Annotated in this window: 15 protein-coding genes; 11 read left to right on the top strand and 4 right to left on the bottom strand. The window is 72.2% G+C overall.

What is annotated here, in order from left to right; genetic code table 11:
* Nucleotides 1-2: 2 nt before the first annotated feature.
* Complete coding sequence (locus GAK38_RS07830) at nucleotides 3-1,718, bottom strand: CTP synthase (protein WP_325342963.1); 1,716 nt, start codon at nucleotides 1,716-1,718, stop codon at nucleotides 3-5.
* Nucleotides 1,719-1,803: 85 nt separating this feature from the next.
* Here GAK38_RS07830 and coaBC point away from each other — a divergent pair, with 85 nt between their 5' ends.
* The 4 genes from coaBC (at nucleotide 1,804) to GAK38_RS07810 (ending at nucleotide 4,697) form a co-directional block, all read left to right on the top strand.
* Nucleotides 1,804-3,036, top strand: coding sequence for a bifunctional phosphopantothenoylcysteine decarboxylase/phosphopantothenate--cysteine ligase CoaBC (gene coaBC / locus GAK38_RS07825; RefSeq protein ID WP_325342961.1), 1,233 nt, complete (start codon nucleotides 1,804-1,806; stop codon nucleotides 3,034-3,036).
* Complete coding sequence (locus GAK38_RS07820) at nucleotides 3,033-3,491, top strand: hypothetical protein (protein WP_325342959.1); 459 nt, start codon at nucleotides 3,033-3,035, stop codon at nucleotides 3,489-3,491. The genes coaBC and GAK38_RS07820 overlap by 4 nt, the downstream gene beginning before the upstream one ends.
* Nucleotides 3,492-3,564: 73 nt before the next feature.
* On the top strand, nucleotides 3,565-4,014 hold the full coding sequence (dut, locus tag GAK38_RS07815; protein ID WP_325342957.1) for a dUTP diphosphatase: 450 nt from the start codon (nucleotides 3,565-3,567) through the stop codon (nucleotides 4,012-4,014).
* A 167-nt stretch (nucleotides 4,015-4,181) separates the two neighbouring features.
* Complete coding sequence (locus GAK38_RS07810; RefSeq protein WP_325342956.1) at nucleotides 4,182-4,697, top strand: glycine zipper 2TM domain-containing protein; 516 nt, start codon at nucleotides 4,182-4,184, stop codon at nucleotides 4,695-4,697.
* A 94-nt stretch (nucleotides 4,698-4,791) separates the two neighbouring features.
* Here GAK38_RS07810 and GAK38_RS07805 read toward each other — a convergent pair whose 3' ends face one another.
* Nucleotides 4,792-5,316, bottom strand: coding sequence for an FKBP-type peptidyl-prolyl cis-trans isomerase (locus tag GAK38_RS07805; protein ID WP_325342954.1), 525 nt, complete (start codon nucleotides 5,314-5,316; stop codon nucleotides 4,792-4,794).
* A 16-nt stretch (nucleotides 5,317-5,332) separates the two neighbouring features.
* Between GAK38_RS07805 and GAK38_RS07800 the strand changes: the two genes are divergently transcribed.
* From GAK38_RS07800 to GAK38_RS07790, 3 genes are all read left to right on the top strand, one after another.
* Nucleotides 5,333-6,457 (top strand): JmjC domain-containing protein, encoded by a 1,125-nt coding sequence (locus GAK38_RS07800; protein WP_325342952.1) that lies wholly within the window; start codon nucleotides 5,333-5,335, stop codon nucleotides 6,455-6,457.
* A 76-nt stretch (nucleotides 6,458-6,533) separates the two neighbouring features.
* Nucleotides 6,534-7,226 (top strand): hypothetical protein, encoded by a 693-nt coding sequence (locus GAK38_RS07795; protein ID WP_325342950.1) that lies wholly within the window; start codon nucleotides 6,534-6,536, stop codon nucleotides 7,224-7,226.
* Between the two features lie 110 nt (nucleotides 7,227-7,336).
* Entirely contained in the window at nucleotides 7,337-7,591 is a 255-nt protein-coding gene (locus GAK38_RS07790; RefSeq protein WP_325342948.1) for a hypothetical protein, read from the top strand.
* Nucleotides 7,592-7,687: 96 nt separating this feature from the next.
* Here the strand turns inward: GAK38_RS07790 and GAK38_RS07785 are convergent, their stop codons facing one another.
* Nucleotides 7,688-7,999, bottom strand: a complete 312-nt coding sequence (locus tag GAK38_RS07785) for a hypothetical protein (protein ID WP_325342946.1) — start codon at nucleotides 7,997-7,999, stop codon at nucleotides 7,688-7,690.
* 133 nt (nucleotides 8,000-8,132) lie between these two features.
* Here GAK38_RS07785 and imuA point away from each other — a divergent pair, with 133 nt between their 5' ends.
* From imuA to GAK38_RS07765, 4 genes are all read left to right on the top strand, one after another.
* Complete coding sequence (gene imuA / locus GAK38_RS07780; protein ID WP_325342944.1) at nucleotides 8,133-8,957, top strand: translesion DNA synthesis-associated protein ImuA; 825 nt, start codon at nucleotides 8,133-8,135, stop codon at nucleotides 8,955-8,957.
* Nucleotides 8,893-10,311, top strand: coding sequence for a DNA polymerase Y family protein (locus GAK38_RS07775; protein ID WP_325342941.1), 1,419 nt, complete (start codon nucleotides 8,893-8,895; stop codon nucleotides 10,309-10,311). The genes imuA and GAK38_RS07775 overlap by 65 nt, the downstream gene beginning before the upstream one ends.
* The gene (locus GAK38_RS07770) at nucleotides 10,304-13,498 is read left to right on the top strand and encodes an error-prone DNA polymerase (protein ID WP_325342940.1); all 3,195 of its coding nucleotides are present in this window, start codon (nucleotides 10,304-10,306) and stop codon (nucleotides 13,496-13,498) included. The genes GAK38_RS07775 and GAK38_RS07770 overlap by 8 nt, the downstream gene beginning before the upstream one ends.
* A gap of 133 nt (nucleotides 13,499-13,631) precedes the next feature.
* On the top strand, nucleotides 13,632-14,540 hold the full coding sequence (locus tag GAK38_RS07765) for a pseudouridine synthase (RefSeq protein ID WP_325342938.1): 909 nt from the start codon (nucleotides 13,632-13,634) through the stop codon (nucleotides 14,538-14,540).
* A 70-nt stretch (nucleotides 14,541-14,610) separates the two neighbouring features.
* Here the strand turns inward: GAK38_RS07765 and GAK38_RS07760 are convergent, their stop codons facing one another.
* The gene (locus GAK38_RS07760) at nucleotides 14,611-14,772 is read right to left on the bottom strand and encodes a hypothetical protein (protein WP_325342936.1); all 162 of its coding nucleotides are present in this window, start codon (nucleotides 14,770-14,772) and stop codon (nucleotides 14,611-14,613) included.
* Between the last annotated feature and the right edge of the window lie 139 nt (nucleotides 14,773-14,911).

The raw sequence follows: 14,911 nt of genomic DNA, 5'->3' as shown, positions 1-14,911 counted from the left end.
CGTCAGGCCTCCAGCTTGAGCGGCGCGGTGGTCTCGTCGTCCGCGGCCGCAGGCGCCGGCGCGGCGGCGGGCGCCGCAGCCTTCTGGTGCGCGAGGGCCGCGGCGATGAACGCATTGAACAGCGGATGGCCGGCCCACGGCGTGGACTTGAACTCGGGGTGGAACTGCACCCCGACGAACCACGGATGCACGCTCTGCGGCAGCTCGACGATCTCGGTCAGGTGCTCGCGCTGGGTCCGCGCCGAGATCACGAGGCCGGCCTCCCGCAGCCGGTCGAGGTAGTGGACGTTGGCCTCGTAGCGGTGGCGGTGGCGCTCGGTGACCACGTCGCCGTAGATCCGGTGGGCGAGCGTGCCGGGCTGCACGTCGGAGCTCTGCGCGCCCAGGCGCATGGTGCCGCCCAGGTCGGAACTCGCGTCGCGCGTCTGGATGGTGCCGTCGGCGTCCTTCCACTCGGTGATCAGCGCGATCACCGGCTCCTTCGTATCGGGGTCGAACTCGGTGCTGTTGGCATCCTTCAGGCCCGCCGCGTGGCGCGCGAACTCGATCGTCGCGACCTGCATGCCCAGGCAGATGCCCAGGTAGGGGATCTTGTGTTCGCGGGCATGGCGGGCTGCGCAGATCTTGCCCTCCACGCCGCGCACGCCGAAGCCGCCGGGCACCAGCACCGCGTCGTAGCCGCCAAGCTGGACCACGGTCTGCGGCGTGATCGTCTCGGAGTCGATGTACTCGATCTTCACGCGCGCATGGTTCTTCATGCCGGCGTGGCGCAGCGCTTCGTTGAGCGACTTGTAGCTGTCCGACAGTTCGATGTACTTGCCCACCATCGCGATGGTGACCGTGTGCTGCGGGTTCTCGGTCTCGTGCACCAGGTCGTCCCAGCGGCGCAGGTTGGCCGGCGGGGTGTTCAGGCGCAGCTTGTCGCAGATGAGGCCGTCGAGGCCCTGCTCGTGCAGGATGCGCGGCACCTTGTAGATGGTGTTGACGTCCCACATGCTGATCACGCCCCATTCGGCGACGTTGGTGAACAGCGAGATCTTGCTGCGCTCGTCGTCGGGGATGCGGCGGTCGGCGCGGCAGAGCAGGGCGTCGGGCTGGATGCCGATCTCGCGCAGCTTCTGCACCGTGTGCTGCGTGGGCTTGGTCTTCAATTCGCCGGCCGCGGCGATGTAGGGCACGTAGGTCAGGTGCACGAAGGCCGTGTTGTTCGGCCCCAGGCGCAGGCTGAGCTGGCGCACGGCTTCGAGGAAGGGCAGCGACTCGATGTCGCCGACCGTGCCGCCGATCTCGACGATGGCCACGTCGACCGCGCCGGGCGTGCCGACGCCGGCGCCGCGCTGGATGTATTCCTGGATTTCGTTGGTGACGTGCGGTATCACCTGCACCGTCTTGCCGAGGTAGTCGCCGCGGCGCTCCTTCTCGAGCACCGACTGGTAGATGCGGCCGGTGGTGAAGTTGTTGGCGCGGCCCATGCGCGTCTCGATGAAGCGCTCGTAGTGGCCGAGGTCGAGGTCGGTCTCGGCGCCGTCGTCGGTGACGAAGACCTCGCCGTGCTGGAACGGGGACATGGTGCCCGGGTCCACGTTGATGTACGGGTCGAGCTTGATAAGGGTGACTTTGAGACCCCGCGATTCGAGGATCGCGGCAAGGGAGGCTGAGGCGATTCCCTTGCCCAGGGAAGACACCACACCGCCGGTGACGAAGACGAATTTGGTCATGTCTTGGAGGAGGTGGGAAATCGGGATTATAGGGGGCCGCTTCCGCACGGCGCAGGCCGTGCGGCCCTCTGCTACATTGCGCGCCATGACCGAGCTTGCCGGCAAACACATCGTCCTGGGCCTCAGCGGAGGCGTGGCCTGCTACAAGTCGGCCGAGCTGTGCCGGCAGCTCATCAAGCTCGGCGCCACGGTGCAGGTGGTGATGACCGAAGCGGCCACGCAGTTCATCACGCCGGTGACGATGCAGGCGCTCTCCAACCGGCCGGTCTACGTGTCGCAGTGGGACGGCCGCGAGGCCAACAACATGCCGCACATCAACCTGAGCCGCGAGGCCGACGCCATCGTCGTCGCGCCGGCCAGCGCCGACTTCGTCGCGCAGCTGGTGCAGGGGCGCGCCGACGAACTGCTCGCGCTGCTGTGCCTGGCGCGGCCGAGCAGCCATGTGCCGCTGCTGCTCGCGCCGGCCATGAACCGCGAGATGTGGGGCCACCCGGCCACGCAGCGCAACCTGCGCCAGGTGCAGGCCGACGGCGCCACCGTGCTCGGCGTGGGCTCGGGCGAGCAGGCCTGCGGCGAGACCGGCGACGGCCGCATGCTGGAGCCCGCCGAGATCGCCGAGGAACTGGTCGCCTTCTTCCAGCCCAAGCGCCTGGCCGGCCAGCGCGTGCTCATCACGGCCGGGCCGACCTTCGAGGCCATCGATCCGATCCGCGGCGTGACCAACCATTCCTCCGGCAAGATGGGTTTCGCCATCGCCCGTGCCGCGCGCGAGGCGGGTGCCGAGGTGGTACTGGTCGCGGGCCCGGTGCACCTGCCCACGCCGCGCGGCGTGCGCCGCATCGACGTGCAGTCGGCCGCCCAGATGCGCGATGCCGCGGTGGCCGAGGCCGCGCGCGCCACCGTCTTCATCGCCACGGCCGCCGTGGCCGACTGGCGCCCCGCCGAGCCGAGCCGCCAGAAGATCAAGAAGGACGGCAGCGGCCGCATGCCGGTGCTGCACTTCGTCGAGAACACCGACATCCTCCACACCGTCGCCCAGGGCGAACGCGCCCGCTCCGGTGCGCTGTTCTGCGTGGGCTTCGCGGCCGAGAGCCACGACCTGCTGGCCCATGCGCGGGCCAAGCGCGAGCGCAAGGGCATCCCGCTGCTGGTCGGCAACATCGGCCCGGCCGCATTCGGGCAGGACGACAATCAGCTGCTGCTGGTCGATGCGCAGGGCGTGCGCGAGTTGCCGCGCGCATCCAAGCTCACGCTGGCGCGCGACCTGGTGGCCGACATCGCCGCGCGGCTGGCGGCCCCACCGGTGCCCCAGCCATGACCCATCCGCTCGGCGACACCCCACCCAACGGCGACTTCGCCCGCTATGTGGACCAGCTCATGCGCGAGGCCGAGCGCCGGGTGCACCATCCCGCGCCGCCGGCCCGGCCGCCCGTGCCCGCGCAAGCGGCTGCACGGCCTGCGGCGGCAGCCGCGTCGCCCGCCACCGCAACGGCCGCTCTGAAAGTGCCGGGTGCCGGCGCGCCGTTCTGGCTCGCGGCGCGGTGGGTCTTCGGGCTGTGGCTCGTCCTGAAGCTGGCCGGACGGGCCTATCCGCCGCTGGCGCCATGGGGCACGCCGCTGGCGCTGCTGGCGCCGGCCGGCTGGTGGGGCCTGCACAGGCTGCGCCAGCGCGGCGGGCTGGCCGGCCTGTTCGGCACGCCGCAGTGGCGCGCGCTGATGAAGCAGTACGACGCGCAGAATCCCCCGGCTGCGCGGCGCGGCCGGCGCAGGTAGCCCCGGCCCCTTGCCTTTTCCCGCTGCCCGGCCCGGAGGCCGGGCATGTTCCTTCCCCCTTCCGTTTCGTGCCATGAACATCGACGTCCGCATCCTCGACCCGCGCATCGCCCGGCAGCTGCCGGCCTATGCCACGCCCGGCAGCGCCGGCCTGGACCTGCGCGCCTGCCTGGATGCGCCGCTGGTGCTGGAGCCCGGCGCCACGCACCTTGTGCCGACGGGCATCGCCATCCACCTGGCCGATCCGGGCTATGCCGCGCTGATCCTGCCGCGCTCGGGCCTGGGCCACAGGCACGGCATCGTGCTGGGCAACCTCGTGGGCCTGATCGACAGCGACTACCAAGGCCAGCTCATGGTCAGCGCCTGGAACCGCGGCGCGGCCGCCTTCACCATCGAGCCGCTGGAGCGCATCGCCCAGCTGGTCGTCGTGCCGGTGGTGCAGGCCCGCTTCAACGTGGTGGAAGACTTCACCACCGCGTCGGCGCGCGGGCAGGGGGGCTATGGATCGACCGGCAAGGCCTGAGGCCGCTGCGTCGTCCACATCCTACTCTCGGCCGCCTGATCCTCCGACGCGTCGATGCGGGTGCCAAGCCTCTGCGGCTACCATGTGCAGGCGTCCAATCGACCCATGACCCGGCGTGCGCGCCGGATGTCCGTTCCTCAGCGAACGCCAGATCCAAGGATTTCACCATGGCCTCGACCTTCATCCGCTCTGCCGCCGTCGTCGCAGCAGTAGCAGCCACCCTCGGCCTGACCGCTTGCGTCGACCCGTACTACTACAACCGCGGGTACGACAACCGCGGCTATCCGCCGCCGGCGCCCGTGTCGCAGGCCCCGGTGTACGACAACGGCGGTGCCTATGCCGAATACGGCCGCGTCGCCAACATCGAGACCTTCTCGACCGAAAACGGCCGCCGCCCCTCCGGCGCCGGCGCCATCATCGGCGCCGTGCTCGGCGCCGTGGTGGGCAACCAGATCGGCCACGGCGGCGGCCGGGCGCTGGCCACCGGCGTGGGTGCCGTGGGCGGCGCCGTCGCCGGCAACCAGATCGAGGGCAACCAGCGCGGCGGCGGCTACACCACCACCTACCGCATCTCGGTGCAGCTCGACAACGGCGGCTACCGTGCCTTCGACGTGCCCTCGCCGGGCGACCTGCGCCAGGGCGATCGGGTGCGCGTGGTGGGCAACCAGCTGCAGCGCGTCTGACACGCTCTGCAAGAGGCAGGGGTATGCCCCTGTAGCGCGCGGCTGCTGTGCGCTACGGGGTCATACCCCTCGGTGTTTCTGGCTGTGGCGCCGCTCAGTGCAGCGTATCGTTCCCTGACGCCTGCGCCTGGATGCGGAAGAAGCCGGTGCCGGCCGTGCCGCTGCCGACCTCGTCTTCCGTCGCCTCGCGGATGCCCGCCACCTTCAGCCGCAGCCGCAGCGCGATGCCGGCCAGCGGGTGGTTGCCGTCGAGCACCACATGCTCGGGGTAGATCTCGGTGACGGTGTAGAGCGCGTCGCGCGGCGCATCCGGATTCGTACCGGCCGGCAGGGCCGTGCCGTCGAAGGTCATGCCTTCTTCCAGCTCTTTCGGGAACAGCGCGCGCGGCTCCAGGAAGATGAGCCGATCGTCGTAGTCGCCGAAGGCTTCCTGCGGCTCCAGGTGCAGCTCGATCACGGCGCCCAGGCCGTGCCCCTGCAGCGCCTCGTCGATCTTGGGCAGCAGGTCGTCGCCGCCCACGAGGAATTCGACCGGCTCGGCCAGCACGTCCAGCTCCTCCCCGAGCGTGTCCTTGAGTACCCAGGTCAGCGCGACCACGCATTGCGATGTGATTTCCATAGGACAATTCTCGCAGATGGACACTTCCCAACGGCTGCCGCTGCTCGGCGGCCTCTCTCCCCGCACCTTCATGGCCCGCCACTGGCAGAAGAAGCCGCTGCTGGTGCGCCAGGCCATTGCCGGCTTCACCGCGCCGCTGGCGCGCGCCGAACTGTTTGCGCTCGCGGGGGAGGAGGGCGTCGAGTCGCGCCTGATCCGCCAGCAGGGCGGCGGCTTCCAGCTGCGCCACGGCCCGTTCGCGCGGCGCGCGCTGCCGCCGCTCGCCCAGCGCGCATGGACGCTGCTGGTGCAGGGTGTGGACCTGCACGACGAGCGCGCCCATGCGCTCCTGCAGCAGTTCCGCTTCGTGCCCGAGGCCCGGCTCGACGACCTGATGGTGAGCTATGCCACCGACGGCGGCGGCGTCGGTCCGCACTTCGACAGCTACGACGTCTTCCTGCTCCAGGCCCACGGCCGGCGGCGCTGGCGCATCGGCCGCCAGCGCGACCTCGCGCTGCGCGACGACCTTCCGCTGAAGGTGCTGGCGCATTTCGAGCCCGAGCAGGAGTTCGTGCTCGAACCCGGCGACATGCTCTACCTGCCGCCGCGCTATGCCCACGACGGCATCGCCGAAGGCGAGTGCATGACCTGGTCGATCGGCTTCCGTTCGCCCGGCACCGGTGAACTGGCGCGCGAACTGCTCCAGCGCCTGGCCGAGGACGCGTCCGATGCCGTGGGCGACCGGCTCTACCGCGACCCGCAGCAGCCGGCCGTGGACGCGCCGGGCGCCATCCCGCCGCAACTCCACGCCTTCGCCGCCGACGCCCTGCGCCGTGCGCTGGCCGAGCCGCGCGACCTGGCCCGCGCGCTGGGCGAATACCTCACCGAGCCCAAGGCCAACGTCTGGTTCGAGCCGGTCGAGCCGGTGCTGGCGCTGCCCTCCGAAGGCGTGGCGCTGGACCGCCGCACCCGCATGCTGTACGACGCCGACCACATCTTCATCAACGGCGAGAGCTACCGCGCGGCCGGCCGCGACGCGGTGCTGATGCGCCGGCTGGCCGATGCGCGCCGGCTCGGTCCCGGAGATCTGGCGCGTGCCAGCGCCGCGGCCCGTGGGCTGCTGCTGCAGTGGCTGGAAGACAGCTGGGTCGTCGCGGCCTGATGGGCCGCCGGCGGCCGCGCCGCGGCGGTTGAACTGGCTTACAGTCGCAGGCATGCCAAGGACAAACCCATCCGCCTTGCGCGCCGGGCCCTGGCGCGGCGTCCTGCTCGCGGCCGGCGCCGCGCTGTGCACCGCCGCCGTCCAGGCCCAGTGCTCCACGGTCTACGACCGCGCAGGTGCCGTCGTCTACGAGTCCCCGCAGACGCCGGTGGACCTGCGCCTGCAGCTGGGCGACACCGTGCCGCCGCGCTTCGGCCCCGGGGCAACCCTGGTGTTCACGCTGCACCAGGTGGACTCCTGCGGGCGCAGCGGCACCGGCGCCACCAGCGGCTACCAGGCCGATGCCGCCGGGCTGCGCCCCACGGGTCGACGCGGCGGCGATCACCGGGCCGGCGTCTTCCGGCGCGCCGCCGGCGCAGGCCCTCCGCTGACCGGGGCCTGCCCCTTCCTCACGGCACAGGGTTATCCGCTGATTGCCCGGTTTCGCGGCGGTATATTTGGCTCCATGAAAGAAACAAACTGGAAAGACACGGCGGTGGTGCCGGGCCGGGCCATTTTGTGCACCGTGCTGTTCAGTGCCGCAGTGGCGGGGCTGCTGGCCTGGATGATGGAGTCCGCTCCGCTGTGGCTGCTGCTGCTGATCCTGCTGCTGCCGGTCTCCATCGTCGTCGGCTTCTTCCATGACCAGGAGGCCGCCGGGCAGCGGCGGGCCGCCGACGAGCGGGCCCTGGAACACTGGTCCGAGTCCCGCCAGCCTCCGCAGCACTGACCCGGGGGGCGCCGCCTTGCGGCAGTGGCGCTCGTCCTACACCGGCATGCCGCATCTCCTGTTTAGCTGCTGCGCATGCGCCGCCGGCCCGGCGCTGCAAGGAGATGCCCATGCCTGTATTCAAAGGACGTGTCGCCACGAGCGGCGCCTTGCTGCGCCGCCCCCGTGTGCGTGCCGACCGGGGGGTCGCGCGCTTCGGCTGGCAGGCCCGCGCGACCAACTGGCGGTCCGCCAACCTTTCACCGTGCTCGCTCAAGAGCTGCGACCCCTGCAAGCCGCTGAGCCGCCGCACCCAGCCCGGCAGGACCATGGCCTACCGAGTGACCCGTGCGCAACGCCGCCGCCAGGGCGGCGGCGTGGGTTGAGAAGCAGGAACTGCGAGGTCAGTTGCTGGCGTGCCAGCGCCTCGCTCCTTGTCCCCCTTGGGGACGGGCCGGGCGCAGCCCGTCCCCGGGGCGCGCTCAGGTTCGAAAGTCGAAGTAGGCGTCCTCCGATTCGCCCAGCCCCTGGAAGCCGGCCGTCTGCGCCGCGCGCACGGCCGCCTGCCAGCGCTTGAGCGTGGCGATGTCCTCCTCGGCCACCGCGCCGTCGGAATCCTGGAGCGACTGCATCAGCAGCAGCGCGTCGGCCGCGGCGCCGTGGCCGCCCAGGCCGCGCTCCAGCGCGCGGATGTAGCGGGCCTCGGCCTTGAGCCGCGCCTCGGCCGGCAGGCCGGGGTAGTGCAGGGTGACGGTGTAGCGGAGTTCGGCTTCGGAGACGGATTCGATGGTCATGGAAAAGTGTCCGGCAAGGGTTGAACGGGCGGCTCGTGCGGCATGCACGGATCCGCTGAGCCGGAATATACTGTAAATAATCACAGTATCATGGCACGCCTTCACCGCCGTGCCGCCCGCGCCACCTGCCGCCATGCCGACACCTCTTCGCCTCACCGCGCCGCCCCCGGGCCGGCTGCCGGCCGGCGTCTGGCATGCCGACCAGCTCGGCCAGACGCCGCTGCTGGCCGTGCCCAGCGGCCATGCGCCGCTCGACGCGGTGCTGCCCGGCGGCGGCTGGCCCACCGGTGCGCTGACCGAGGTGCTGCAACCCACTGCCGAGGCCGCCGGCGCCGTGTCCTGGATCCTCGTCGGCGCTGGCGTGGCCGCGCGCGCGGCCGGGCGCGCCGGTGCGGTGATGTGCATCGCCACGCCGCACGAGCCCTTCGGCTGGGCGATGGAGGCGCGCGGCATTCCGGCCGGCCGGCTCTGCCGGGTGCAGGCCGCCACCGTCGACGCACGGCTCTGGGCCGCCGAGCAGGCCCTGCGCTGCCGCGAGGTGGTTGCCGTGCTGGCCTGGCTGCCGCGCGTGCGGCCCGAGCAGCTGCGCCGGCTCCAGCTGGCCGCGCAGCGCCACGGCGCGCTGCTGTTCGCCTTCCGCCCCGCGGCCGTGCGCAACGACGCCACGCCTGCTGCGCTGCGCCTGCTGGCCGAGCCGGCCGGCCCATCCTCGACCGCGTTGCGGGTGCGGGTGCTCAAGCGCCGCGGCCCGCCGCTGGAGCAGGCTGTGCTGCTGCCGGCGGCGCAGGGCGCGCGCATGGAGGCCGTGCTGGCCGCGCGCGCGCGCCGCCAGCTGCAACAACAACCCACGGCCCCGGTCGTGCCCTCGTCCCTCGCTTCACCGCTGCCCGGCCATGCCGACGCCCGCCCCACCGATCGAGTCCTTCTGGATCGCGCTGCCCTTGCCGCCGGCGGATGAGGGCGGCGACGCAGCAGCCCCCACGGGCGAGGCCGCCTGCTGGTGGGCGCTGCGCTTCACGCCGCGCGCGGCCATTGTCGATGGCGAGGCGCTGCTGCTCGACGTGGCCGCGAGCGAGCGGCTCTGGGGCGGCCGGGCCGCGCTGCTGCGCCTGCTGGCCCAGGCCGGCCCGCAGGCGCTGCCGAGCCATGCGGGGCAGGGGCCGACCGCACTGCTGGCGCTGGCCCTGCTGCGGCTGGCCCGGGCCGGCCGCCCCCCGCCCCCGCGCCTGCCCGACGGCCTGCCGCTGGCCACGCTGACGGCCGCGCGGCCGCATGTGCAGGCGTTCGCGCGCATGGGCTGCCGCACCTGGGGCGCGCTGGCCGCGCTGCCGCGCGCCGGCGTGGCCCGGCGCTTCGGCCAGCCGCTGCTCGATGCGCTCGACGAAGCCTGGGGCCGGCATGCCACCAGCCTGCCGTGGCTGGTGCTGCCCGAGCGGTTCGACGTGGAGCTGGAGCTGCCCGCGCTGGCCGAATCGGCCGCGTCGCTGCTCTGGGGCGCTGTACGGCTGCTGGCGCAGCTGCGGGCTTGGCTGCTGGCGCGGCAGTGCGGCGTGCTGGGGCTGGAGCTGGCCTGGCGGCACGACCTGCGCCGCATCGACGGGGTCGACATCCCGCCCTGGGGGGCGCTGGAGCTGCGCACCGCCGAGCCCACGCGCGACGTTATCCACCTGCGCCGCCTGCTCGCCGAGCGGCTGGGCCACTGCCGGCTGGCCGCGCCCGCGAGCCGGCTGCGGCTGCGGGCGCTGGCCACCGGCCCGCTCGCGCCCGACAGCGCCAGCCTGCTGCCCGACAGCCAGCCGCAGGGCGAGGCGCTGCACGAACTGCTGGAGCGCCTGGGCGCGCGGCTCGGTGCCGACAACGTGCAGGCGCTCGAATTGAAGGCCGACCACCGGCCGGAGCACATGCAGCGCTGGGTGCCGTTCGATGCCGCCCGCCACCTGGCGCTGCTGCGCTCGCAGGCCCGGCCGGCGCCGCGCGCACCGGGCGCGCCCGATGGGTCGCTGCTGCCCGCCTGGCTGCTGCGCGCGCCGGCGCGCCTGGCCTGCGCCGGCTCCCGGCCGCTGTGGCAGGGCCAGCCCCTGCAGCGCCTGGCCGGGCCGCACCGCATCGACGCCGGCTGGTGGTCCGACACGCCCGCGGCCGGCTGCGGCGTGGCCGTGGTGCGCGAGTATTTCGTCGGCCATGCGCCGGGCTGCGGCCTGGTGTGGATCTACCGCGAGCGCCTGCCGGCCCGGTATGTGCAATGGCTGGCCGAGACCGGTCAACCCCCGGACGACGAGAAGCGCTGGTTCCTCCACGGCATCTATGGCTGATGAACCGTTCGTCCTGCCGGACTACGCCGAACTGCACTGCCTGAGCAACTTCAGCTTCCAGCGCGGCGCATCGCATCCGCAGCGCCTGGTCGAACGGGCGGTGGAGGTGGGCTACCGCGCGCTCGCCATCACCGACGAATGCTCGGTCGCCGGCGTGGTCCAGGCCCATGTGGAGGCCAAGGCGCAGGGCCTGCAGCTGCTGCCGGGCGCGAGCTTCGCGCTCGACGGCTTCACGCTCGTGATCTTGCCGCACGACCTGCGGGGCTGGGGCCATCTCTGTGAATGCATTACCCGCGCGCGGCGCCGGGCCGTGAAGGGCAGCTATGCGATCGACCGCGCAACCGGCGGCTTCGAGCGGCTCGCGCGCTGCGAGGCCATCGCCGTGCCCGACCGCACGCTCGCGCCCGGCGACGTGGCCGAGCGGCTGCGCTGGCTGCATGCGCTGTTCGGCGAGCGCGCCTGGGCCGGCTGCGAGCTGCTCTGCGAGATGGACGACGCGCTCTGGCTGGAGACGCTCGCGGCCGCGGGCGAGGCCGCCGGCGTGCCGCTCGTGGCCACCGGCGGCGTGCGCATGGCCGACCGCGGCGACAAGTCGCTGCACGACGTGCTGACCGCCATTGCCATGGGCTGCGCGGTGGACGCATGCGGCTTCGCGCTGGCATCGAGCGGCGAGCGGCACCTGCGTGCGCGCTCCTACCTCGGGCGGCTCTATCCGCCCGCGCTGATGCAGCGCACGCTGGTGGTGGCCGAGCGCTGCCGCTTCAGCCTCGACGAGATCCGCGAGGCCTACCAGTACCCGCTGGAGAGCGTCGGGCGCGGCCTGTCGGCCATGGATACCCTCCGCCTCAAGGTCGCAGAGGGCGCGCACCGCAGGTGCCCCGAGGGCATACCCCCGAAGGTGCAGGCGGCCATCGACAAGGAGCTGGGCCTGATCGAGGAGCTGGACTACGCGATGTACTTCCTCACCGTGGAGGACATCGTGCGTTTCGCCCGCAGCCGGAACATCCTCTGCCAGGGCCGCGGCTCGGCGGCCAACTCGGCGGTCTGCTACTGCCTCGGCATCACCGAGCTGTCGCCCGAGACCGGCAACCTGCTGTTCGAGCGCTTCCTCAGCCGCGAGCGGCGCGAGCCGCCGGACATCGACGTCGATTTCGAGCACGAGCGGCGCGAGGAGGTGATCCAGTACATCTACGAAACCTACGGCCGCGAGCGCGCCGCCATCGCCGCCGTCGTCATCCGCTACCAGAGCCGCAGCGCCATCCGCGACGCCGGCAAGGCGATGGGGATCGATGCGGCGCTGATCGACCTGTTCGCGCGCGACCGGCAGTGGTTCGACAGCGATCCGCTCGACCGCCAAGCGCTGGAGGCCGCGCTCGAACGCGTCGGCCGCACGGTCGAGCCGGCGCTGTTCGGCCGCATCGCCGACTGGCTGCGCGTGGCGCAGGCGCTGCATGGTTTCCCGCGCCACCTGAGCCAGCACGTCGGCGGCTTCGTCCTTACCCAGGGCCCGCTGTCGCGCCTGGTGCCGATCGAGAACGCGGCGATGAAGGAGCGCTCGGTCATCCAGTGGGAGAAGGACGACCTCGAAGCCGTCGGCTTGATGAAGGTGGACGTGCTCGCGCTCGGCATGCTGAGCGCGCTGCGCCGCTGCCGCGACTTCGTGGCCGCCTGGACCGGGCGGCCGATGACCTTGCAGGACATCCCGCAAGAAGACCCGCGCGTCTACGACATGCTCTGCGAGGCCGATTCGGTCGGCGTCTTCCAGGTCGAGAGCCGCGCGCAGATGTCGATGCTGCCGCGCCTGCGGCCGCGGACCTATTACGACCTCGTGGTCGAGGTCGCCATCGTGCGGCCCGGGCCGATCCAGGGCGGCATGGTCCATCCGTACCTCCATCGCCGCCAGCTGGTGCGCGATGAACAGCCGCTGCCCGACGAATATCCGGCTCTGCACGACGCCCTCGGCCGCACGCTCGGCGTGCCGATCTTCCAGGAGCAGGTCATGCAGATCGCGATGATCGCGGCCGGCTTCAGCGCCGACGAGGCCGACCGCCTGCGCCGCTCCATGGCCGCGTGGAAGCGCCACGGCGGCATCGACCACTTCAAGGAAAAGATCGTCGAAGGCATGACCGCCAGGGGCTACCCGGAGGAATTCGCCGAGCGCATCTTCAAGCAGATGCAGGGCTTCGGCGACTACGGCTTCCCCGAGAGCCATGCGGCCAGCTTCGCGCTGCTGGTCTACCAGAGCAGCTGGTTCCGCCGCCACCACCTCGCGTGCTTCCTGGCCGCGCTCATCAACGCGCAGCCCATGGGCTTCTACACGCCCTCGCAGCTGGTGCAGGACGCGCGCCGCCACGGCGTGGAGGTGCGGCCGGTCTGCGTGCTGCGCAGCGACTGGGACTGCACGCTCGAAGCGGCGCGGGGCCGCACCTGGGGGCAGGGCCGGCCGGCCGTGCGGCTCGGCCTGCGGCTCGTCGCCGGGCTTGGCGAAAAAACCGGGGAGCGCCTCTGCGAAGCCCGCGCGGCCGGCGGCGCGTTCGCCGATGCCGAAGACCTCGCGCTGCGCGCCGCGCTCGACGTCGAGACCATGCAGGCCCTGGCCGCCGCCGACGCACTCGCCGCGCTGGCCGGCCACCGGCGCCAGCAGATGTGGGACGCGAGCGCGCCGCGCACCGGCCGCGGCCTGCTGCGCCGCGTGCCGGTGCACGAGGCCGCGCTCGCGCTGCCCGAGGCGCCCGAGGGCGAGGCCGTGCGGCACGACTACGCGGCCACCGGCCTCACGCTGCGCCGCCATCCGGTGGCGCTGCTGCGCGAGCAGCTCGCGCGCTGGCGCATCTCCACCGCGCAGGAACTGCGCACGCTGCCGCACCAGACCGCGGTGCGCACCTGCGGCATCGTCAGCGTGCGCCAGCGCCCGCCCACGGCCAAGGGCACGGTCTTCGTCACGCTGGAGGACGAGACCGGCACACTCAACGTCATCGTCTGGCCGCGCGTGGCCGAGGCCTGGCGCACGCCGCTGCTGGCCGCGCGGCTGCTGGCGGTCGAAGGCTTCTGGCAGCACAGCGACGACGAGCTGGGCCCCGGCAAAACCGGCGCGGTGCGGCACCTGGTCGCACGGCGGCTGGCCGACCTCACGCACCTGCTCGGAACGCTGTCGGGGCAGGGCGTGCAGAGCCGGGATTTCAGATAGCAGATAGGCTGAAAATACTCCCCGGTCATATGGCCTGCAGCGGCTGGGAATAGGGCGCCACAGGATGATCCTCCCAAGAGTATGTGAAGGCGCAACCCTGACTACAATCGCGCGCCTTCCTGTTCGCTCCGCCATGCACAACCCCCGCAACCCCCGCGTCCTGCCGATGCGCGACGGCGTCAGCCCGAGCTGCGTCGTCACCCGGCACGGCGCCTGGCCGACGCTGCTCGACTTCCTCGTCGAGCGCCTGCCCATCGTGCCGCGCGAGGACTGGGTGGACCGCATGGCGCGCGGCGAGGTCGTCGACGAGCATGGCGAGCGGTGCGCGCCGCAGCGCGTCCACCGCGGGGGCCTGCGGCTGTACTACTACCGCAGCCTGCCCACCGAGCCGGCCGTGCCGTTCGACGAGGCCGTGCTGTTCCGGGACGACGACATCCTCGTGGCCGACAAGCCGCACTTCCTGCCGGTCACGCCCGGCGGCCGGTACCTGCAGCAGACGCTGCTGGTGCGCTTGAAGCGCCGTCTGGACCTGGAGGAACTCTCGCCGTTGCACCGTATCGACCGCGACACTGCGGGGCTGGTGCTGTTCTCGGTGCGGCAGGCCACGCGCGGCGCCTACCAGGCGCTGTTCCGCGACCGCGCCATCCACAAGACCTACGAGGCCGTCGCGCCCTGGCGCGCGGACCTGCGCTTTCCGATGGAGCGAAGCAGCCGCATCGAGGAAGCGCCCCAGTTCTTCCGCACCCGCGAGGTGCCGGGCGAGCCCAACGCGCTCACCCGCATCGACGTGATCGAAGCCGCCGGCGGCTGGGCGCGCTACCGGCTCGAACCCGTCACCGGCAAGCGCCACCAGCTGCGCGTGCACATGGCCGCGCTCGGCCTGCCGCTGCGCAACGACGCGTTCTATCCGGTCGTGAACGATCCGCCCGAAGGCGATTTCTCGCGCCCGCTGCAGTTGCTGGCGCGCACGCTGGCGTTCGCCGATCCGGTCACCGGCGTGCGGCGCCGTTTCGAAAGCCGGCAGCAGCTGGCGCTGCCCTGAAAAGCACGAAGCCCGCAGGGCGTGAACCCTGCGGGCTTCGGTGTGGCTTCAGTGAGGAAGCCCGGGGCTGTCAGCCGCCCTTGCTGGGGCGCTTGCCCGGGTTCTTCTTGCTGCGCGTGGCGACGCCGCGCTCCAGGCTGACCCTCTGGCCGCCGCCGAGCTTCGGACGGATGGCGCCGGGCAGCGGCGGGGTGAACTTGCGATCGGCTTCGGTGACGAGTTTGTTGCCCATGGTGGCTCCGTGGATCCGGTTGGGTGCCGGCAGAGCACGGCACGAAAAACAAAAGGGGTGGGTTGGGAGCGGGCGATGGGAACGTTTCCCGGTGCCCAATCCGCTGATCCGAAAAGAATTTCCCCCGGAATTGATCCGG

This window comes from Xylophilus sp. (assembly GCA_009914555.1).
In the GTDB taxonomy this organism is placed as follows: Bacteria; Pseudomonadota; Gammaproteobacteria; order Burkholderiales; family Burkholderiaceae_C; genus WNDY01.
This window is presented reverse-complemented; position numbering and strand designations above follow the sequence as displayed.